We start from the raw sequence: 19,456 nt of genomic DNA on the forward strand, positions 1-19,456 counted from the left end.
GGGCTTCACTGGTGAAGTTACATACACATTATTTAGGTGCTGTTTATCAATTTTCTGATTTAAAAGATTTGTTCGCTAAGGCAAATGAAGAAAAGTCTGGTGACCGGCTGGCAGGTTTAGCTGCAGAAACCGTTCAAGAAAGAATTGCTGCAAAAGAGGTGCTTAGCGAATTAACACTTGCTGATATTCGCGAAAATCCAATGATTTCACCTGAAGAAGACGAAGTATCTCAAATTATTGAAAATCAAGTCAATGAGCCCATCTATCAATCAATGAAAAATTGGTCCGTAGCAGAGCTTAGAGAGTATATCTTAAGCGATGAAACAACGGGTGAGGATTTAAAGAGGATTAGTCGAGGGTTAAATAGTGAAATTATTGCTGCAGTAGCAAAGCTAATGTCAAATCTTGATTTGGTTCACGCAGCAAATAAGATTGAAATTTTAACAAAATGCAATATTACGATTGGCCAAAAAGGAGTCTTAGCTTCTAGACTGCAGCCTAACCATCCTACAGACAATGTAGAAGGCATGATTGCTTCGTTAAAAGAAGGGCTGTCTTACGGAATTGGAGACGCCGTTATTGGTATTAACCCTGTAGATGATTCGGTTGAAAGTGTAAAACGGCTGCTCCACGCCACAAAAAACTTTATGAATGATTGGGAGATTCCAACTCAAAACTGTGTTTTAGCTCATGTTACGACTCAGATGAAAGCCATTGAACAAGGAGCACCAGCGGATATGATTTTCCAAAGTATCGCTGGAACAGAAGCCGCTAACCGTTCATTTGGAATCAGCGCTGCCTTACTAGAAGAGGCAAATCAATTAGCTAAGAGTCACGGAACAGGAACAGGGCCTCAGTGCTTATATTTTGAAACAGGACAAGGTTCCGAGCTATCAGCTGAAGCGCACTTTGGAATGGATCAGCTAACGTTAGAGTCGCGTAACTATGGGTTTGCACGTCATTACGACCCTTACATTGTAAATACCGTGGTTGGCTTTATTGGACCTGAGTACTTATACAACAACAAGCAAGTTATTCGCGCAGGCTTAGAAGATCATTTTATGGCAAAGATGCATGGAATTCCAATGGGTGTAGATATTTGTTACACCAATCATATTAAAGCAGATCAAAATGATATTGAAGATCTAGGTGTATTGCTAACAGCTGCAGGCGTTAATTTTATTATCGCAACACCAATGGGTGATGATTGTATGCTTAACTACCAATCAATGAGCTACCATGATGTAGCGACTTTAAGGCAAACGATGGGGAAACAGCCTTCTCCTTTGTTTGCAGAGTGGCTCGAGAAAATGGGGATTTTTGAACAAGGGAAATTAAGTAAATATGCAGGAGATCCAAGTATTTTTACAAGGTAGGTGATAAAGAAGATGAATCCTGAATTGATTGAAAAAATTACACGATCCATTGTCGAAAAACTAGAAAAACAATCTAGTTTCGAACAAAGCTTTCCTACTGACGATCGTCAAAGCAGCGTAACTTTTTGGGCTCATACATCCAGTGCAAATAAGAAAGTAATTAATGGTCCTCTAGCTGAAGTAGTAGAAGATGATTCGGTAAAGGAATTAATTAAATTTCCGAATATTCAAGAAAATAATTCAACATCTCTGCCTGAAAGTAAAATGGCTATTCAACAGGAAGAAGATATTGAATCAAAACAGCAGGTGTCTGGTATTAAAAATCCAGTGAATCAAGAAGAATTAGACACATTGATTCAGAAAACACCTGCCCGAATCGGGATTGGCAGAGCAGGTTTACGTCCACGAACAGAAACATGGCTGAAATTCCGCTATGACCATGCAGCAGCCGTTGACGCTGTGTATGGCAATGTGAACGACGACCTTTTAAAACGGCTGAATTTATTTAAAGTAAATACTCAGGTAACGGATAAAGAAGTATACATTCGCCGACCCGATTATGGACGAAAGCTATCAGACGAAGCAAAAAAGTACATTCAAGAAAGATGTACCAAATCACCAACTGTTCAAATTATTGTTTCTGACGGTTTAAGCTCCAAGGCCATTGAGGAGAATGTCGAAGATGTTTACTTATCTCTTCAACAGTCCTTAAAAAGCGCAGATTTAGATGTAGGCGTTCCCTTTTACATAGAAAAAGGTCGAGTCGCTGTAATGGACGACATTGGTGAACTTCTGACGCCAAAAGTGGTGGTACTTTTAATTGGAGAACGTCCAGGACTTATAAGTGCAGAATCCTTAAGTGCCTATTTATGCTATGAACCGAGAAAAGGAATGATTGAAGCTGAGAGAATGGTGGTTTCCAATATTCATAAAGGCGGCATTCCTCCAGTTGAAGCGGGTGCTTATCTCGGTACATTGGTTCAAAAAATTTTAAAATATGAAGCTAGCGGAGTATCGCTTGTTCAAAAAGAACAATAGAGGTGAATAGGAGTGGCTTTAACACGTATCCACGCTGACATTTTAGCTGTTCGTGTGATTCCAAATGTGGATGACGCCTTAGTTCAACAGTTTAATTTGCAGCCTTACCATAGAAGTTTAGCCATGTTTACATCAAGTATTGATGACGTAGGCTATACAGCTTTAGACGAAGCCACCAAAAGAGCAGATGTTGAAGTAGCTTATGCCCGTTCCTTTTATGCTGGTGCTGCTCATGCGTCAGGTCCGCTATCAGGTGAAATGATTGGTGTATTAGCTGGTCCAAGTCCAGATGAAGTTAAAGCTGGCATTGATGCCATTTTACAAGTGACGAAATCAGATGCCTATTTTGAAGCATTAGATGAAGAAAAAAATCATGCGCTGTATGCACATGTGGTGGCAAGGACAGGTTCTTACCTTTCTAAAGAAGCAGGAATCGATATTGGCGAACCACTCGCTTATTTAATTGCCCCTCCACTAGAGGCTATGTATGGACTTGATGTAGCGCTTAAAGCAGCTGATGTAGAACTTGTGAAATTTTTTGGCCCTCCTTCTGAAACAAATTTTGGCGGTGGGTTTTTAACAGGATCTCAATCAGCCTGTCAAGCAGCTGCTGATGCGTTTCGCCAGGCTATTTTAGACATTGCAAGAAATCCAGTTCATTATTAAAAAGCTTATAGACAGTAGAAAGGAGTTGTTGGATGTGCAGTTTGATAAAGATCTTCAATCTTTACAAGAGATGCGAGATGCAGTGGAAAAGGCAAAAGCCTCACAGCAGGTATACTTAGATTTTTCACAAGAACAAGTAGATCGTATCGTTGAACGAGTTGCCGAAGCAGCTTATTCTAAAGCATTGGAATTAGCGAAAATGGCTGTTGAAGAGACGCGAATGGGTGTTGTAGAACATAAGAAAATTAAAAATGAGGTAGGATCTAGAGCTGTTTATGAATCAATTAAAAACGAAAAAACAGTAGGTATTGTTCACGAAGATAGAGCGAACAAAGTTGTAGAAGTTGCCTCTCCTTTTGGAGTCGTTGCTGGAATTATTCCGACAACTAACCCAACTTCAACGGCTATCTTCAAGACATTAATTAGTTTAAAAACTAGAAATGCTCTAGTAGTCAGCCCTCATCCCCGGGCAATGAACTGTACAGTAGAAGCGCTTAAAATTTGCTCCCGTGCAGCAGTTGAAGCAGGAGCTCCTGAAGGGCTTATTGGTTGGATTTCTAATCCTTCTATGGAAGCAACTAACGAATTAATGAAGCATAAAGATGTGAATTTAATTTTAGCAACAGGTGGAAGTGGTCTCGTTCGCGCAGCGTATAGTTCTGGGAAACCAGCTTATGGTGTAGGTCCAGGAAACGTACCTGTATATATTGAGAAGACAGCGAAGGTTGACCAAGCAGTAAAAATGATTGTCGATAGCAAAACGTTCGACAACGGTACGATTTGTGCAACCGAACAAGCGATTGTTGTTGATCTTAATATTCAACAAATGGCTATTAGAGAATTAAAGAATAACGGGGCCTACTTCTTAAATTCAGAAGAGAAAGCCAAAATGGAAAAAGTGATTTCACCGATTCCAAAGAAGCTTAACCCAAATATTGTTGGTCAAAATGCTGTGAAAATTGCTGAAATGGCAGGTATTACAGTACCTTCTGATACACGAATCTTAGTTGCCGAAGAAACAAAGGTGGCAAAGGATGTACCGTTTTCGATTGAAAAGCTAGCACCTATCTTCCCATTGTATACAGCTAAGAACGAAGAGCAAGCAAGGGAATTATGTTTAAGCTTATTAAATCTTGGAGGAAGAGGTCACAGCTTATCACTTCATACAAACGATGATGCGGTAGCTAAAACGTTTGCTCTTGAAATGCCGGTCTCAAGATTGATGGTCAACACACTCTCGTCAGTGGGAGCTGTGGGTGGTACGACTGGACTTAAACCATCCTTTACACTAGGATGCGGTTCATTCGGAGGCAACATTACGTCAGACAATGTAACCGCTTGCCATTTATTAAATATTAAGCGAATGGCTTATGGTACAAAAGAGGTGACAATTCCAAAACCATCCGTATCTTTTACCTCTGCTTCATCAGATATAAAAGATCATCAAGAGGTACAGGAAATTGTCAACGAAGTTATGAATCAATTAAAGCCACAGGGACCAATTGATTCGGCAGCAATTTCTGAAATGGTTAATCAAGCACTTCAAAAATATCAAACAAACTAATTAGGGGGAATTAAAAATGGCAAGAGAACTAACAGCATTAGGAATGATTGAAACAAAAGGATTAGTAGCATCAGTAGAGGCAGCAGACGCAATGGTAAAAGCAGCAAACGTACATTTAGTTGGTAAAGTTCACGTAGGTGGAGGAATTGTAACGGTTTTAGTACGCGGTGACGTAGGCGCGGTAAAAGCAGCGACAGATTCTGGTGCGGCAGCTGCACAGCGCGTTGGAGAACTTATTTCCGTTCATGTTATCCCACGTCCACACAATGAATTAGAAAGTATTTTACCGAAAATCGATAGTGAACTATAAGCTTAAAAAGTTAGGAGCATAGCGCATGAATAAGCAGGCCATTCAATCGATTGTAGCAGAGGTTGTTCAGCAGTTAAGTCAAACAACCAAGCAAAGCAATACAGTCCCAATGGCTGTATCTGCTAGACACTGTCACTTAAGTATAGAAGATGTAGAAACTCTTTTTGGAGAAGAGTACCAACTAACAAAAAAATCAGACCTGTCTCAGCCTGGTCAATTTGCAGCGAATGAAACGGTTACTATTGTGGGGCCTAAAGGAAGCATCGAAAAGGTGCGAGTCCTTGGCCCAGCAAGGAGTATAACTCAAGTGGAGGTCAGTAAAACTGATTCAATTAAACTTGGTGCGGCTCCTCCACTACGTGAGTCTGGAGATATAAAGAATTCAGAAGCGATTACATTAGTTGGACCAAAGGGGAGCATTTACAAGAAAGAAGGCTTAATCGTTGCACGAGCTCATATTCATATGACGCCGGATGATGCTGAAGCTTATGGTGTAAAAAATGGTCAGTGTGTTCGCATTACCTCTCAAGGAGAAAGACCTACTACGCTAGAACGTGTATTAATTCGAGTTTCACCAAAGTTCAAGCTTGAAATGCATATTGATACAGATGAAGCGAATGCCGGACTAATTTCTACCGGAGCTACAGGGATTCTTTCTCAATACGAGGAAGCTTTATGAACCATCATGCTCTGATTGAACAAATTGTAGTAGAAGTTTTGAAACGGTTAGATAAATCAGACAAGCAGCACCTAAATGTAAAGCCAAAGCTGCTGATCGTGAAAGAGGCAGCAGCAATTGATCCAATTCAAATCAAAAAGCTAGAAACAAGCTGGACACTGGTTTACAGCGATGACCAAAAAGAAAACCTTCCAAAAGATATACAAGGTATTTTATTTGCAGAAGCAAAGCAAGACCTGCTAGTAAAAGGAGCGCTTGGCATGACAGATACACTAGAAAGTTCTCTTTTAGCTGAGGCTTTGCTAGAAGGAATTTCTGTTTCACTCATTCCTTCTGTAACTTTAGGAAACGTCTTGCTATCTACTAATCAAAAAAAGCCAGTAAACAACAAATATGCAGCCCATTTAATCGCTTATAAAAATACATTAGAAGGCTTTGGGGTGAAAATCCAATCGTTTGAGAGATTTTTGCAATCAGGCTTAAACAGACATTCTTTATCATTTACAGAACGAGTGTTAACCCAAAGACATGTGAAATTAGTAGAAGAAGAAAAAATTACTGTTTCACCTAAAACGATTATCACTCCTTTAGCACGCGATACAGCAAGAGAATTAGGAAAAGAAATTTGCGTGATAGACATAGAGGGAGCGGATGTTTTATGAAAATAGGGACGGTAATTGGCAACGTCTGGGCAACAAGAAAAGAAGATAATTTACGCGGTTTAAAATTTTTAGTTGTTCAACCGGAACTTTTAAATAAATCGAATAACGACTCTTCTTTTATTGCAGTTGATCGTATTGGAGCGGGGATTGGTGATAAGGTAATGGTTACGCAAGGAAGTGCCGCAGCACATATGGCATCCGACACCCCATTACCCATTGATGCAATTATTATCGGGATTATAGACTCTGTTGATATAGAAAGAGGTGGAGAGAATGGCTAAAGCGCTTGGCATGATTGAAACAAGAGGCTTAATAGGTTCGATCGTCGCAGCGGATGCGATGCTAAAATCAGCTGATGTTCGCTTAGTGAAGCAAGAAAAAGTGGATGCAGCTCTTGTGACAGTGTTAGTTGAAGGTGATGTTAGTGCAGTACAGGCAGCTGTAGATATGGGAAAAGAAGAAGCGGCTCGCGTTGGAGAATTAGTTTCAGCACATGTAATTCCCCATCCTGATAAAGAGGTTGGAAATAGCCTATTAAAAGATGAAAATAAAGAATTGCAGTCAAAGGAGACACCTAAAGACAATAAAGCGACTAAAAAATCATCTGCTGCTAAAACAAAATCCAGTATTCAATATAAAGCAAAAGCAGATTCTGCTGCTGTAGAAGAAGATCAAAAAGTAGAATAACATACATATAAACGACGAGGAACGGGGGATAAATCATGGCATTTAAGCGTAAAAAAATAGCTGTAATTGGAGCGGGATTTACAGGAGCCACAGCAGCATTAATGATAGCACAAAAAGAACTTGGAGACGTAGTGTTAGTTGATATTCCTTCCCAGACTAACCCGGCTAAAGGAAAAGCACTTGATATGTTAGAGGCAAGCCCAGTCCAAGGATTTGACGCTAATATTAAGGGAACATCTAGCTATGAGGACATTCAGGATGCAGATTTAGTATTAATTACTGCAGGACTTCCAAGAAAACCGGGAATGAGCCGTGATGACCTAGTCTCAACAAACGCAAAAATTATGAAAGAAGTATCGGAAAATGTAAAAAAGCATGCACCAAACAGTTATATTATTGTATTGAGTAATCCAGTTGATGCAATGACATACGTTTGTTATAAAACTACGGGGTTCCCTAAGAATAGAGTAATAGGCCAATCTGGTGTATTAGATACAGCCCGCTTTAATACATTTGTGGCTCAAGAATTAAATATCTCTGTTGAAGATGTATCAGGATTTGTTTTAGGCGGCCACGGAGATGATATGGTACCATTAGTTCGTTATTCGTATGCCGGAGGAATTCCACTTGATAAAATCATTTCACCTGAACGTATAGAAGCTATTGTAGAGCGAACACGCAAAGGTGGAGGAGAAATCGTTAACCTGCTTGGAAATGGAAGTGCCTATTATGCTCCTGCTGCTTCTATGGTTCAAATGGCAGAAGCGATCCTAAAGGATAAGAAGCGAATTCTCCCTTCTGTAGCTTATCTAGAAGGGGAATATGGCTGTAATAATCTTTACCTAGGTGTACCCACAATCCTAGGAGGAGATGGAATTGAACATATCATTGAACTTCCTTTAACGGAAAAGGAAAATGAAGGGTTAAAACGTTCAATCGAATCCGTACAAAGCGTTATGGCTATTTTAGAGTCATCAGAAGTATTCAGTTAAACCAACTTATTATTATTTCAGCTGCCTATTATTAAAATTTAGAGGTATTTTCAAGTTATGTACTTGAAGGAATTGGACCAATAGAAACTGCTGAATATTTTCTAATCATTTGAGTGTGTTAAGGAACTTTTCAGCAGAAAAAATAATAAAGATACTGAAAACTGAGTGAAATGCATCCTGCTACATTTGTAGGGTGCATTTTTGTATGAATAAGTGATATTACTTTTATATTTCACAGAAAAGTAAATAAACCTTGCTTAATTCTTTTTAGAACTTGGGTCATACGCGATACGCTTTGCAATGCTCCCGCTACTCATCCTGATGACTTTATATCCTTATTTCCTCTTTTAATATGATTAATAACGTTTAGCTTATATATTTCTTCTCCCATGCTCATATCCGCTCAAAATCATGAATATGTTTTTAATACGTCGCTAAGCGTTTCAACTAGCTACAAAAAAATATAAAAATTTATATTGACAGTGGAATCATAAGGTTTTATAATTATCCTTAATTCAAGATATTTTAATTCGAGATTTTAAAGTGATGAAAAAATAGGAGGAATAAAAAATGGTGAGCATTGGTTTATTGTTAATACGTTTAGTCATTGGATTATCTTTTATGGCACATGGAACTCAGAAATTATTTGGATGGTTTGGCGGCCACGGGCTAAAAGGAACAGGAGGCTGGTTTGAATCCATCGGAATGAAGCCGGGTGTTAGAATGGCGTTAATGGCTGGATTATCAGAGCTAGTAGGCGGGGCTTTATTTGCTGCAGGACTTCTTACGCCGCTTGGAGCGCTTTTAATTGCAGGAACAATGGTCATGGCGATTGTGAAAGTACACGGTCCAAATGGATACTGGGCAACACAAAACGGATATGAATATAATCTTACGCTGCTAGTTGTAGCAGTCGGTGTAGCAATTGCAGGACCAGGTTATTATGCACTAGATACTTTTATTTTCTAAAAGAGAAAATGGGTTGGAATAAGAAAGATGCTTTTATTTTTTGATTAATATCTCGAATTCGAGATATTCACGATAAATAGTTGTAATTTTAAGAGGGATAACGAAACATATGGCGAAAAATGTATCGAAGGAGATGGTAGTAATGAGTAAAAAAACAGCGGGTATTCATCATATCACGGCGATTGTAGGTCATCCTCAAGAAAATGTTGACTTTTATGCAGGTGTGTTAGGATTACGTTTGGTCAAACAAACGGTGAACTTTGATGATCCAGGAACGTATCATCTTTACTTTGGAAATGAAGGCGGAAAACCTGGAACGATTATCACATTCTTTCCGTGGGCAAATGCACGACAAGGAAAAATAGGTGACGGGCAAGTTGGGGTAACTTCCTATGTGGTTCCAAAGGGTGCGATGAGCTTTTGGGAACAACGATTAGCTAAGTTTGGGATTCCAGCTGCAAAGATGGAGCGATTTGGAGAGCAGTATTTAGAGTTTGATGATCCTCATGGTTTACATCTAGAAATTGTTGAAAGAGAAGAAGGAGAAAAAAATACGTGGCAAGCTGGTGAAATTAAACCTGATGTTGCTATTAAAGGATTCGGAGGCGCTACGTTATTATCCGTTCGACCTGATGAAACAGCTCAATTATTAGAAAACGTAATGGGTCTACAAAAAGTAGGGCAAGAAGGAGATTTTATACGTTTTCAATCATCAGCTGACATTGGAAATGTCATCGATTTAAAATTAACAACCATTGGACGCGGGCAAATGGGTGTTGGAACAGTTCACCATATTGCATGGCGAGCAAAAGATGATGAAGATCAGTTGGAATGGCAGAAATACGTAGCCGATAGCGGATACGGAGTGACGGCTGTTCGAGATCGGAATTACTTTAATGCGATTTACTTTAAAGAACACGGAGAAATTCTATTTGAAATTGCAACAGACCCTCCAGGCTTTGCACATGATGAATCACATGAAACAATGGGAGAAAAGCTCATGCTGCCTGAACAGTACGAAACCCATCGAGATCAAATTGAAAGAGCTTTGATTCCTTTTGAAGTGAGAGAATTAGACTGAATTTCACTGAAAAAATTCTTTTAGTAATAGTAAAACGCTAGTTCAACCCTACATTAGGTACAAAGAAGGAATTAATTTATCTATATATAAAACTAATATCTATATTTGAAACACCGTGGTAATATGAAATTAATTCCAAGTAAGGAGGTGAATAGATGACAAAAACTATTGGTCTTATTTGTGGAAGTTTACGAAAGAATTCGTATAACCGAATGATCGCTGAGTCATTGACTACATTAGATGACTCAGCTCAATATCGCTGGATTGAAATAAGCAGCCTGCCTTTTTTTAATGAAGACTTAGAAGCTGACGGATCACCAGAATCTGTCGCATCTTTTAGAGCTGCGATTCAAGATGTTGACGGTGTTATCATTGTAAGTCCAGAGTACAACTCCGGAATTCCAGGAGTGTTAAAAAATGCCTTAGACTGGGCATCAAGACCTCGGACTTCTTCTGTTTTAAACAGAAAACCGGTTGGTCTCATTGGAGCAACTCCAGGAGGCTTCGGTACGGCTTTTGCTCAAATGCAAACGAGAGAAGTACTGGAAGCTATGCAAGTCAACGTTTTACCATTTCAAAAAATGCTGATTTCTCAAGTTCATGAAAAAGTTGATTCGCAACAAAAAGTACTTACTGATGAATCAACAAAACGTTATCTTCAGCGCTACTTACAGCAGTTCATTCATTGGATTGATCAAGCGCCTGTTCCTGTTCTAGATTAAGAAAGAGAACACACCTCACGAACCTTCACCTCAGAAATAACTTTTCTTTCTATAGATGTTTTACCTAACAGATCATAAATGAAATCCAAAAAACCGTTCAAATTATAGACCGCTTGTAAGGAATGGAAAAGGTACGTGTATCCTTACTTGCCTTAATTTAAGGAGGATTATAAAATGTCTGATCTTTACTCTCGCCTTTCAAAAGATGATGCTGCCGTGCTTTTAGTTGACCACCAAACGGGGCTTATTTCCGGCCTTGTACGTGACTATGGTGTTGATGAATTTAAAAACAACGTATTAGCTCTTGGTGATACGGCTAAATTCTTTGATTTACCGGTTATTTTAACAACAAGCTTTGAAAATGGACCCAACGGCCCGCTCATGCAAGAACTCGTTGATTTGTTTCCTGATGCGCCAAAGATAGCTCGTCCTGGACAAATCAACGCATGGGATAACGAAGACTTTGTTAAAGCCATTGAAGCAACGGGCAAAAAACAGCTGATCATCGCGGGTGTAGTTACAGACGTCTGCGTTGCTTTTCCTGCGCTTTCGGCCATTAAAGCAGGCTACGAAGTGTTTGTTGTGACAGATGCTTCAGGGACGTTCAATAAGCAAGTAGCGGATGCAGCATTAACGCGTATGGCTCACGGGGGCGCACAGCTTATGAACTGGTTTAGCGTAGCGTGCGAGCTTCAGCGCGACTGGCGCAACGACGTTGAAGGTTTTGGTAATTTAATTTCTAGTCATCTTCCTGGTTATCAAAACTTAATGGGCAGCTATAGAGGAGCTCAGCGCGATTTCAGCAAGCAGAGTGTCTAATGTAGCAGAGACTACATTTTGCTAAAGGTCGTTCTCTTTACATATAAGACATGAAAGTAGAATGGCATCTGTGGATCATTTATGTGACGGAGAAAACGTAACGACATAAGAGAAATTGTTAGATAGGTGAGCCGACTGATGAACAGCTGGCTCACCTATCTTTTACTACGCTACCTGTCATGAAGTATGCATCTCTTGTATATAAAACAAAGTACATTAACGACAGCCTGATAAATGATAGGAAGGGATGCGGAGTAGTGGAAGAAAAAAAAGTTACGTGGCTGGAGCTTTTTTATGATTTGTTATTTGTGGCAGCCGTTGCGACTGCTACGCATGTTTTGCTTCACGTTGAACAAGGGTATATTCATGGAGAGTACTTGTTAAAGTTTGTACTGATCTTTATTCCGATATGGTGGGCGTGGACGGGACAAACAATGTTTATCAATCGGTTTGGACAGGATTTTTTGCATCAGCGCATCTTTATGATTCTTCAAATGCTGTTTGTTCTTATCATGATCTCAAGCTTGTCCGTAGATTTTGATCAATATTACGTCTCTTTTCTGATTGGCTATATTGGACTAAGAGCGTTAACCTCGATTCAATATCTTATTGTTCAAAAATTTGAACAGAGTGAGAGAAAAAAAGTTGCTGTGTTTTTAGGCGTATGCTTTGGAATTGGCATTTTCATCTCGCTTCTTTCGCTCTTTTTTGATTCATGGGTCCGCTACGCCGTGTTATATACAGGAATTGCAGTGGATATGATTTTACCTATTTTAGGACATAAACGGTTAGCGAAATTACCGACCAACACCGCTCATTTGTTAGAACGCTTTGCGTTACTAACATTAATCCTGTTTGGAGAATCCGTTGTCAGCATTCTTGCTGTGATACAGCCACAAAAAGGGGACTGGAATACCATTTTATTTTCGGTTATTTCATTTGTCCTGATCATCGCCATGTGGTGGCAGTACTTTGAGAACGTAGAAAAGAAAGTGAACAAGTCTATCCAAAGAGCGGGACAAACGATTATTTACGGACACTTACTTATTCTCATGTCTCTAAGCATGATTGCAGCATCGATTAAGCTCATGTTTTTACACGAAGTTCAGTACACATTCAGCTTATATTTTGTATTCGGATCCGTGCTGCTCTACTTCATGGCAACCACTCTTGTTTTTCACCAGTATAGATTTGAAGAACATCGTTTGAAAGTGTATCATTTAGGCTTGTTTTTAGGAATTTTAGCTGTGTTTTTTATTATTAACTTACTTTTAGTCGTCCCGAGCACCCTCATCATAGGAGAGTTAGCCATCTTTTTTATTATCTACGCTAGGTTTACGACCACTTAACCAAATAAAGAACGACTATATAATGGAGGTAGCAAAATGGCAAAAATTAATGTAGGAACAGAAAATGAAGCACCTATTGAACTATACTATGAGGACCATGGGACAGGAAAGCCGGTTGTCTTAATTCACGGCTGGCCACTAAGCGGACGGTCTTGGGAATATCAGGTTCCAGCTCTTGTTGAGGCTGGATACAGAGTCATAACGTATGACCGCCGAGGATTCGGGAAGTCTTCTCAGCCATGGGACGGCTACGATTATGAAACATTCGCTGCTGATTTACATCAGTTGCTAGAACATTTGGATTTAACAAATGTGACACTAGTCGGGTTTTCAATGGGCGGCGGAGAAGTAGCTCGTTATGTAGGAACTTACGGAACAGATAGAGTAGAAAAAGCCGTATTTGCAGGAGCTGTACCACCATTTCTTTATAAGTCAGAGGATCATCCTGAAGGAGCATTAGATGATGCAGGAATCCAAGAATTTGAAAACGGCGTAAAAAATGATCGTTTAGCTTTTCTTGATAATTTTACAAAAACATTTTTTGGGATGGAAGACGGAAATGACTTAGTCAGCGAACCATTTCGACTTTACAACCGGGATATTGCAGCAGCTGCATCACCTAAAGGGACACTAGACTGTATAGCTGCTTTCAGCAAAACGGACTTCAGAGACGATTTAGCCAAATTTACAATACCTGCTCTTATTATTCATGGTGATTCAGATGAGATTGTTCCATTTGAATATAGCGGAAAGCGAACGCATGAAGCCATTCCTGGTTCTAAGTTAGCCTTAATAAAAGGCGGTCCGCACGGCTTAAATGCAACGCATGCACACGAATTTAACGAAGCGCTGCTGTCATTTTTAAGAGACTGAATGTAAGTGTTTATTTTGTAGGTGAAAATCTGACGTATGAATAGGAAAAAAAGAAGTTACCAATATGGTTACTTCTTTTTTGTTTTTACGTGGTTAGGTATAGTAAGTGAAATTACTTAACATCACTTTTTTTATTGATATAAGATTTAAAAATGCTTTTAGTAGCTTTAGAAGTCTCAAAAATATATAGAATACTAATAGTTAAAAAGAACGTAATAAAAAGTCCAATATAGTGTTTTGCAGGTCCTCATGAAACTCTTTGCGATTAAAGCCTTCCGGATCCTGAGAAGGGAGGAAGGTAGGAGATTTCATAAAGTCGGGAAATGGGCTGAGAAATGAAAAATGCCCTCCATTTTCGATAACTATATGCTGAACTCTTTCTGCGTCAGAAACCCCATTTAATACAAATTCCCCGTGAAAAGAAGGAGTAATCGTATCCTTTTCGCCTGTAATCATTAAAATAGGTATATTCACGTCTTCAAGAGCTCCTCTTTCTCTGAACCATCCGGTGGCTGGCGCTAAAAGAATAAGTGATTGAACCCGCTTATCATGATCAACAGATAAACAATAAGGCTTTTGATCAGGAGATTCAGAAGGAAAAGAAGTGGGAACTCCACCTGCTACAGCAAGAGCCGTATATCCTCCCATTGAATGGCCAATAAGAGAAATGTTATTTGATTTAATGGATGGAGAAAAGGAACTTTCTTTCAAAAACCAATCAATTACAGTACGTATATGGGTAGGCCGATTTTTTAGATTACCTATTGTTCCAGATAGCGTATTATTCTCTCGATTATTAAACGGATGCTGAGGTATTCCTACAATAAAACCATGACGTGCTAAAAACTGAGCAATTGTTCGATAAACAAGAGGTGTGCTTCCATCTCCATGAGAAATAATGACCAAAGGAAATAATCCATCTGAAAGCGGAGCATCTTGCGCAACGCTTATCGTGTAAGGTCCGATCTTTTCAACTGTTTCTTCTTTATATGTAGGATACATAATAAGCAGAGGAAAGACGTGTTCATTTTCTTGATCTTCTATATCTACGAATTGACATCCGGCATAAAATGACTGTCTTTCATCTTTTTTTATTTGCACGTATATCCTCCTCCTTGCTTTTAAAAATCCCTATTACAGCAGGCGCATATATGAAATTTGATTCAGTTATCTCTCTTGAAAAATCAATTTGGATACTGTTAACTGCTAAATATATGAACATTTTAAGCTCTAGAAATTACTGTTTAAAAATTATCCACTGCTAGTATCTTGAGATAATTTAAGTTCCATATTCGTATGTGATGATAAAACGATGTTTGTTGAAGGTGTACCAAACTCCATAGCTTTATCAATAAATTCTTCTAAAGTATGTACGGACTCTGTACATACTTTTGCTATGTAACTTATTTTTCCTGCCACACGATAACATTCCATTACATCGGGATGAACGCTACAAAACGCGGCAAGATCCTTACATTTTGTCGTTTCAAATAAAACAAACGCAGTTATGTTTCTATTCAATTTTTCTGCATCAACAATTGTTTTATAGCCTTTTATAATCCCGTTTTCCTCTAACCTTCTCACTCGTTCAATGGTAGAAGGAGAAGATAAGTAAACTTTTTGAGCTAATTCTTTCATTGAAATCTTAGCATTTGCCTGCAGTTCATGAAGTATTTTTCTATCTATTACGTCCATTTTATCGTCAACCTTTTTTTATTAATTATTATCAAGTAATTACCTAATTTAGTAAAGCTATCTTTAGAAATAACCTAATTATTTGTATATAACATTGCATAAATATTTCATAAAATTTACTGAAAGGAGATGATTCTATGAAGAAAATATTATTACTTTTAGCAAATGGATTTGAAGCTGTAGAAGCAAGCGTTTTTACAGATGTGTTTGGGTGGAATAAATTTGAGGGAGACGGCACGACTGAACTAATAACAGCGGGCTTACATCCAAAACTAACATGTACATGGAACTTTACTGTAATCCCGGAAATGCTAGTATCAGATATTAATGTAAAAGAATTTGATGCGCTTGCTATACCCGGTGGTTTTGAAGAAGCAAATTTTTATGAAGATGCTTACGATGAAAGATTTTTGCAGGTTATTCGAGAATTTCACGAGGCAGGAAAACCTATTGCGAGTGTCTGTGTTGCCGCTCTTTCACTTGGAAAAAGTGGAATTCTTGAAGGTAAAAAAGCTACTACCTATAATCACCCTACAAGTATAAGAAGGGCACAGTTAAGAGAATTTGGTGTACTTGTTCAAGATGATTATATTGTTGTAGACCACAATATAATTACTTCCTCAAACCCTAGCACCGGGTTTGATGTGGCTTTTTTACTATTAGAGAAATTAACTTCTTTAGAAAATGTTCAACAGGTGAAAAACTTAATGGGATTTAACTAATCAACAAATATTGTTTTGATAGCGAATGAGTACTATATTAATCTGTAAAAGGGACAAAGATCTCTATAATTACAAAAAAATCCTTTGCCCTGAAAGCAAAGGATTTTTGTATAAATGAATTCATTACGTTAAATAAGTTTCCGTCTACGATAATGAAGATTTAATTACCTCTATAACATTCTTTTTTGTCTGGCTTAAATAAGTTCTTTTTTCAGTAGAAATTAATAAGCCTATAGGCATTTGAGGGTCAAAGCCCTTTACTTCAAACGAGATATTACTTGGTTTCACACTAGTTCCTCTAGGGATAATTCCTACTGCATGTCCAAACATCATTTCTGGAATGAGATGCAGGGCACTGCAGCTGTAAACGGTTTTAAAGGCTAAATCATTCTCTGCTAAAAAGTGGTTAACGGATTGATAGTAATAACAGCTATTTTCTCCAATTAAAATGGGATAGTGGATAATATCGGCTATTTCAACTGTTTCCTGTTGCAGTAGTGGATGGTTAGACGTATTAACAATAAATTGAATTTGTTCTTTACCAAGCGGAGTAAAAGTCACGCCCGAAAGGTTCGTATTCTGTCCGCAAACAGCAAAGTCCAGTTTATCTTGACGTAATAGTTCTGATAAAAGTGCCGTGTTTCCAATAGTAAAATCGCAGTGTATGTAAGGTTTTTCCTCATTTAAATAGCTTAATATAGCTGGCATCAACCTTTGAGCAATCGATTCTGATAACCCTATTTTGATGGTTCCTTTTTCCTCTTTGCTTATACGCTGCGCTTGAGATATGGAATACTCCCAGTGCTTCAACAAGCTATCTACTTCTTCTACAAATAACGTACCTTCCTTTGTTAAGGTTGCTTCCCAGCCTCGTTCAAATAAGAGAAATCCAAGATCTTTTTCTAACTTTTTTATATGAGTGGTGACGGTAGACTGGGCATAGTTTAGTTTTTTTGCTGCAAGTGAAAACGTTCCTTCTGCCACAATTGTTTTAAACGTCGTTAATTCTTTAATTTCCACTTTCTAACCTCATCTCTATCGGTTTTTTCGATAATTAGTAGACTTATTTTCAATTATACAAATGAAGAGTATGGAAGTACACTAAATATAGAAAGGAAGATGATCGATGCCATTTGTGAACGTGTATTACCCAGAACATCAGTTAAACCATAAGGAACTAAAAGAAGTAAGCAGTCATATTCATCAGTCTTTAATCCAACATTTTCACATCCCAAAAGACGATTATTTTCAACTGTTTTTACCGTATCCATCTCAGCATTTTTTCTATGATTCACAGTATCTCTTAGAAAGGGGAGAAAAAAGAACAGATAACATGATTTATGTCTCCATTACGTGCGGGCAAGGAAGAACGGTCGAGCAGAAAAAGAAGCTATACCAATCCATCGCAGAGGGACTTTCCACTCACTTGAATATTTCTACAAACAATATCTTTATTACATTAAACGAGACACCCCTTGAAAACTGGTCATTTGGGCAAGGAATCGCACAAATGATGAATCAAAAGGAGGAAAAATAGAATGAATAATCGCATTGAGTCTAAGCTGCTAGAAGAAATGAGAAATCTTGCTCCTGACTTTGTGAAATATGGAGAACATATCTTATTTGGGGAAGTGTGGAGAGATCCGACTTTAACACCAAAAGAAAGAAGTTTAAGTACACTTTCTGCTTTAATTAGTATTGGCAACACGGAACAAATGCCTTTTCATCTGCAGCTGGCAAAAAAGAATGGAGTGACTGAAAAAGAAATCATCGCATTAATAACTCATATGGCTTTTTACGTGGGATGGCCAAAAGCAGCTGCAGCACTGAATATTGTAGCGAAGCAATGACAAAAAAAGTGCAAGAATCATGTTTGAAAATAAGGTAGGGCGGTTAATTAGTGGCGGCACAGAAAGTGGAAAGACTACTTCCTATGATTCTTAGGTTTTTGTATTATTTAGGTTTTTATGTTAAGTTATGGACATCCTTCTGTTAGTTTAGAAAGGAGTGAATTCATACCTTAAAAATAGCAATCGCTTCAATCATTGCAGGTGTTTTATTTAGCTTTTGTGCAAAATTAGCAATGTATACAAGATGGTCAAAACGGCTTGCAAAGGCTAATGAAGATACTCATAGGCCCATTAACTTTGTTCTTCAGGGGGCTTTATTTACCATTATTATGTTCATCATGTTTTTAATTGTAAAACCTTTTACATAGGAATAATGCTATAGCTGGAGTGATCAATTATTAATCTTTCATATTTAGGAATAGGTTTTGTAGCTATTGTTCTATCTACATTTTTATAGTGAAAATAGATAAAATTTATTTTGTTTTTTAGCAATCTACAGTGGCTCGATTACAAAATGCAACCAAAGAGGGAATAGAATTATTTAATGAGAATTTGCTGAAACGATTGGATGAATAAGGAAGATAGGTGGATCAAGCACTTACTACTTACTTCTTCTAGAAAAATTCATAGAAGGCCATATCAACAAAAATGGTGGGGATTCTCAAAATAAGAACATAAAAAAAGCTATTTCAATCGTATTGGCATCGGAGTGAAATAGCTTTTTCTACTTTACATTCAAGAGTTTGTTAGTTCATATGAACATCCTTACATGTGAAGTATATCACAAACTATTTTTGTTGTGAAGATGAAAATTAAAATTTGTATGACAAATTTTATTGCGTTGAGAGATTTTGAATGGGTTATTTAGCTTGACCCTTACGCAGAGGCTATTTTAGAACAGCTGAGCATCTCAATAAAAATCAATGTTACCTCTTAATACCTCAGAGAAACCTGCTTCTTTCAAAGGAGCCTTTTCAATTTCTATAGATAAAAAAATATTTTATCAGGTATATTGTTAGGAGAAGTTTTAAGTGGTAAGTTTGTGTTCACTGTATTTGATATAATAAGCATTTTTGGATGGCTACTCATGTACAGGGCAGGAAATATAGATAACAGTAGCTCTGCCGATAAACAACCTTTTTAAAGAAAGACATCTTACCGATAAAAATTATAAAAAGGAGAGACGTAAATGAAATTTGATGTATCTGAATTAGTTGAAGCAAAACGTCAAATTGATTCAACTTTACACAAACTCAGACAGACAGTAAAAACGTTTGAAGCTAAAGAAAATGCTGATAGATATAAATCTCAAATTACCTTAGCTAAAAGAAGAATACAAGCATTCGAAATTTCGGTAGCTCTTATTGAAAGAGAAATAAAGGACTTTAATAACAAAAGCTAG

At 37.9% G+C, this 19,456-nt stretch carries 23 protein-coding genes; 20 read left to right on the forward strand and 3 right to left on the reverse strand.

All coding sequences use genetic code 11. The features are described 5' to 3' along the window. Positions 1-11 precede the first annotated feature (11 nt). The 16 genes from AC4NPH_RS17285 (at position 12) to AC4NPH_RS17360 (ending at position 13,787) form a co-directional block, all read left to right on the forward strand. Positions 12-1,376 carry an ethanolamine ammonia-lyase subunit EutB gene (locus tag AC4NPH_RS17285; RefSeq protein ID WP_053487603.1) on the forward strand — a complete coding sequence of 455 codons (1,365 nt, stop codon included), beginning with the start codon at positions 12-14 and terminating at the stop codon, positions 1,374-1,376. A 12-nt stretch (positions 1,377-1,388) separates the two neighbouring features. After that, positions 1,389-2,414: an ethanolamine ammonia-lyase subunit EutC gene (eutC, locus tag AC4NPH_RS17290; protein ID WP_013058368.1), complete on the forward strand. Its 1,026-nt coding sequence runs from the start codon at positions 1,389-1,391 to the stop codon at positions 2,412-2,414. 12 nt (positions 2,415-2,426) lie between these two features. Further along, a complete protein-coding gene (eutL, locus tag AC4NPH_RS17295; protein ID WP_013058367.1) occupies positions 2,427-3,080 on the forward strand; it encodes an ethanolamine utilization microcompartment protein EutL in 654 nt (217 codons plus the stop codon). Between the two features lie 34 nt (positions 3,081-3,114). Then, complete coding sequence (locus AC4NPH_RS17300) at positions 3,115-4,644, forward strand: acetaldehyde dehydrogenase (acetylating) (RefSeq protein WP_279823743.1); 1,530 nt, start codon at positions 3,115-3,117, stop codon at positions 4,642-4,644. A gap of 16 nt (positions 4,645-4,660) precedes the next feature. Continuing rightward, positions 4,661-4,954: an ethanolamine utilization microcompartment protein EutM gene (gene eutM / locus AC4NPH_RS17305; RefSeq protein ID WP_013058365.1), complete on the forward strand. Its 294-nt coding sequence runs from the start codon at positions 4,661-4,663 to the stop codon at positions 4,952-4,954. A 25-nt stretch (positions 4,955-4,979) separates the two neighbouring features. Continuing rightward, the gene (locus AC4NPH_RS17310; RefSeq protein ID WP_098196821.1) at positions 4,980-5,633 is read left to right on the forward strand and encodes a phosphate propanoyltransferase; all 654 of its coding nucleotides are present in this window, start codon (positions 4,980-4,982) and stop codon (positions 5,631-5,633) included. Beyond that, on the forward strand, positions 5,630-6,295 hold the full coding sequence (locus AC4NPH_RS17315) for a hypothetical protein (protein WP_055992748.1): 666 nt from the start codon (positions 5,630-5,632) through the stop codon (positions 6,293-6,295). The genes AC4NPH_RS17310 and AC4NPH_RS17315 overlap by 4 nt, the downstream gene beginning before the upstream one ends. Next, entirely contained in the window at positions 6,292-6,576 is a 285-nt protein-coding gene (locus AC4NPH_RS17320) for a EutN/CcmL family microcompartment protein (RefSeq protein ID WP_013058362.1), read from the forward strand. Before AC4NPH_RS17315 ends, AC4NPH_RS17320 begins: the two co-directional genes overlap by 4 nt. Continuing rightward, entirely contained in the window at positions 6,569-6,982 is a 414-nt protein-coding gene (locus AC4NPH_RS17325; protein WP_491938834.1) for a BMC domain-containing protein, read from the forward strand. Before AC4NPH_RS17320 ends, AC4NPH_RS17325 begins: the two co-directional genes overlap by 8 nt. Before the next feature lie 35 nt (positions 6,983-7,017). After that, positions 7,018-7,974 (forward strand): malate dehydrogenase, encoded by a 957-nt coding sequence (gene mdh / locus AC4NPH_RS17330; protein WP_335482239.1) that lies wholly within the window; start codon positions 7,018-7,020, stop codon positions 7,972-7,974. A gap of 570 nt (positions 7,975-8,544) precedes the next feature. Then, positions 8,545-8,943: a DoxX family protein gene (locus AC4NPH_RS17335; RefSeq protein ID WP_013058359.1), complete on the forward strand. Its 399-nt coding sequence runs from the start codon at positions 8,545-8,547 to the stop codon at positions 8,941-8,943. Between the two features lie 142 nt (positions 8,944-9,085). After that, a complete protein-coding gene (locus AC4NPH_RS17340) occupies positions 9,086-10,024 on the forward strand; it encodes a ring-cleaving dioxygenase (RefSeq protein ID WP_098196820.1) in 939 nt (312 codons plus the stop codon). A gap of 155 nt (positions 10,025-10,179) precedes the next feature. After that, the gene (locus AC4NPH_RS17345; RefSeq protein WP_013058357.1) at positions 10,180-10,746 is read left to right on the forward strand and encodes an NADPH-dependent FMN reductase; all 567 of its coding nucleotides are present in this window, start codon (positions 10,180-10,182) and stop codon (positions 10,744-10,746) included. A 174-nt stretch (positions 10,747-10,920) separates the two neighbouring features. Then, positions 10,921-11,565 (forward strand): isochorismate family cysteine hydrolase YcaC, encoded by a 645-nt coding sequence (ycaC, locus tag AC4NPH_RS17350; RefSeq protein ID WP_013058356.1) that lies wholly within the window; start codon positions 10,921-10,923, stop codon positions 11,563-11,565. A gap of 257 nt (positions 11,566-11,822) precedes the next feature. Further along, positions 11,823-12,914, forward strand: a complete 1,092-nt coding sequence (locus AC4NPH_RS17355; protein WP_029323467.1) for a low temperature requirement protein A — start codon at positions 11,823-11,825, stop codon at positions 12,912-12,914. 36 nt (positions 12,915-12,950) lie between these two features. Further along, positions 12,951-13,787, forward strand: a complete 837-nt coding sequence (locus tag AC4NPH_RS17360; RefSeq protein ID WP_013058354.1) for an alpha/beta fold hydrolase — start codon at positions 12,951-12,953, stop codon at positions 13,785-13,787. Positions 13,788-13,988: 201 nt separating this feature from the next. On the opposite strand, the gene AC4NPH_RS17365 is transcribed toward AC4NPH_RS17360, so the two are convergent. Next, complete coding sequence (locus AC4NPH_RS17365; protein ID WP_098314734.1) at positions 13,989-14,888, reverse strand: alpha/beta hydrolase family protein; 900 nt, start codon at positions 14,886-14,888, stop codon at positions 13,989-13,991. A gap of 150 nt (positions 14,889-15,038) precedes the next feature. After that, complete coding sequence (locus AC4NPH_RS17370) at positions 15,039-15,482, reverse strand: Lrp/AsnC family transcriptional regulator (RefSeq protein ID WP_029323463.1); 444 nt, start codon at positions 15,480-15,482, stop codon at positions 15,039-15,041. Between the two features lie 137 nt (positions 15,483-15,619). Here AC4NPH_RS17370 and AC4NPH_RS17375 point away from each other — a divergent pair, with 137 nt between their 5' ends. Then, positions 15,620-16,204, forward strand: a complete 585-nt coding sequence (locus AC4NPH_RS17375; RefSeq protein ID WP_053487599.1) for a DJ-1/PfpI family protein — start codon at positions 15,620-15,622, stop codon at positions 16,202-16,204. A 144-nt stretch (positions 16,205-16,348) separates the two neighbouring features. Here the strand turns inward: AC4NPH_RS17375 and AC4NPH_RS17380 are convergent, their stop codons facing one another. Further along, on the reverse strand, positions 16,349-17,224 hold the full coding sequence (locus tag AC4NPH_RS17380; RefSeq protein ID WP_013058350.1) for a LysR family transcriptional regulator: 876 nt from the start codon (positions 17,222-17,224) through the stop codon (positions 16,349-16,351). Between the two features lie 106 nt (positions 17,225-17,330). On the opposite strand from AC4NPH_RS17380, the gene AC4NPH_RS17385 reads away from it, so the two are divergent. The 3 genes from AC4NPH_RS17385 (at position 17,331) to AC4NPH_RS17395 (ending at position 19,456) form a co-directional block, all read left to right on the forward strand. Then, positions 17,331-17,741 carry a tautomerase family protein gene (locus AC4NPH_RS17385; RefSeq protein ID WP_098314733.1) on the forward strand — a complete coding sequence of 137 codons (411 nt, stop codon included), beginning with the start codon at positions 17,331-17,333 and terminating at the stop codon, positions 17,739-17,741. A 1-nt stretch (position 17,742) separates the two neighbouring features. Next, positions 17,743-18,054, forward strand: a complete 312-nt coding sequence (locus AC4NPH_RS17390; RefSeq protein WP_013058348.1) for a carboxymuconolactone decarboxylase family protein — start codon at positions 17,743-17,745, stop codon at positions 18,052-18,054. Positions 18,055-19,243: 1,189 nt separating this feature from the next. Beyond that, a complete protein-coding gene (locus AC4NPH_RS17395; protein ID WP_013058347.1) occupies positions 19,244-19,456 on the forward strand; it encodes a hypothetical protein in 213 nt (70 codons plus the stop codon).

The organism is Priestia sp. MDV22-iso46 (assembly GCF_058629175.1).

What these genes read in the sequence shown, in the direction of transcription:
- mdh (WP_335482239.1), top strand. Translation starts at nt 7,018, where the DNA reads ATGGCATTTAAGCGTAAAAAAATAGCTGTAATTGGAGCGGGATTTACA.
- AC4NPH_RS17345 (WP_013058357.1), top strand. Translation starts at nt 10,180, where the DNA reads ATGACAAAAACTATTGGTCTTATTTGTGGAAGTTTACGAAAGAATTCG.
- AC4NPH_RS17320 (WP_013058362.1), top strand. Translation starts at nt 6,292, where the DNA reads ATGAAAATAGGGACGGTAATTGGCAACGTCTGGGCAACAAGAAAAGAA.
- AC4NPH_RS17370 (WP_029323463.1), bottom strand. Translation starts at nt 15,482, where the DNA reads ATGGACGTAATAGATAGAAAAATACTTCATGAACTGCAGGCAAATGCT.
- AC4NPH_RS17335 (WP_013058359.1), top strand. Translation starts at nt 8,545, where the DNA reads ATGGTGAGCATTGGTTTATTGTTAATACGTTTAGTCATTGGATTATCT.
- AC4NPH_RS17325 (WP_491938834.1), top strand. Translation starts at nt 6,569, where the DNA reads ATGGCTAAAGCGCTTGGCATGATTGAAACAAGAGGCTTAATAGGTTCG.
- AC4NPH_RS17310 (WP_098196821.1), top strand. Translation starts at nt 4,980, where the DNA reads ATGAATAAGCAGGCCATTCAATCGATTGTAGCAGAGGTTGTTCAGCAG.
- ycaC (WP_013058356.1), top strand. Translation starts at nt 10,921, where the DNA reads ATGTCTGATCTTTACTCTCGCCTTTCAAAAGATGATGCTGCCGTGCTT.
- AC4NPH_RS17390 (WP_013058348.1), top strand. Translation starts at nt 17,743, where the DNA reads ATGAATAATCGCATTGAGTCTAAGCTGCTAGAAGAAATGAGAAATCTT.
- AC4NPH_RS17385 (WP_098314733.1), top strand. Translation starts at nt 17,331, where the DNA reads ATGCCATTTGTGAACGTGTATTACCCAGAACATCAGTTAAACCATAAG.
- AC4NPH_RS17360 (WP_013058354.1), top strand. Translation starts at nt 12,951, where the DNA reads ATGGCAAAAATTAATGTAGGAACAGAAAATGAAGCACCTATTGAACTA.
- AC4NPH_RS17340 (WP_098196820.1), top strand. Translation starts at nt 9,086, where the DNA reads ATGAGTAAAAAAACAGCGGGTATTCATCATATCACGGCGATTGTAGGT.
- eutC (WP_013058368.1), top strand. Translation starts at nt 1,389, where the DNA reads ATGAATCCTGAATTGATTGAAAAAATTACACGATCCATTGTCGAAAAA.
- AC4NPH_RS17375 (WP_053487599.1), top strand. Translation starts at nt 15,620, where the DNA reads ATGAAGAAAATATTATTACTTTTAGCAAATGGATTTGAAGCTGTAGAA.
- AC4NPH_RS17315 (WP_055992748.1), top strand. Translation starts at nt 5,630, where the DNA reads ATGAACCATCATGCTCTGATTGAACAAATTGTAGTAGAAGTTTTGAAA.
- AC4NPH_RS17395 (WP_013058347.1), top strand. Translation starts at nt 19,244, where the DNA reads ATGAAATTTGATGTATCTGAATTAGTTGAAGCAAAACGTCAAATTGAT.
- eutM (WP_013058365.1), top strand. Translation starts at nt 4,661, where the DNA reads ATGGCAAGAGAACTAACAGCATTAGGAATGATTGAAACAAAAGGATTA.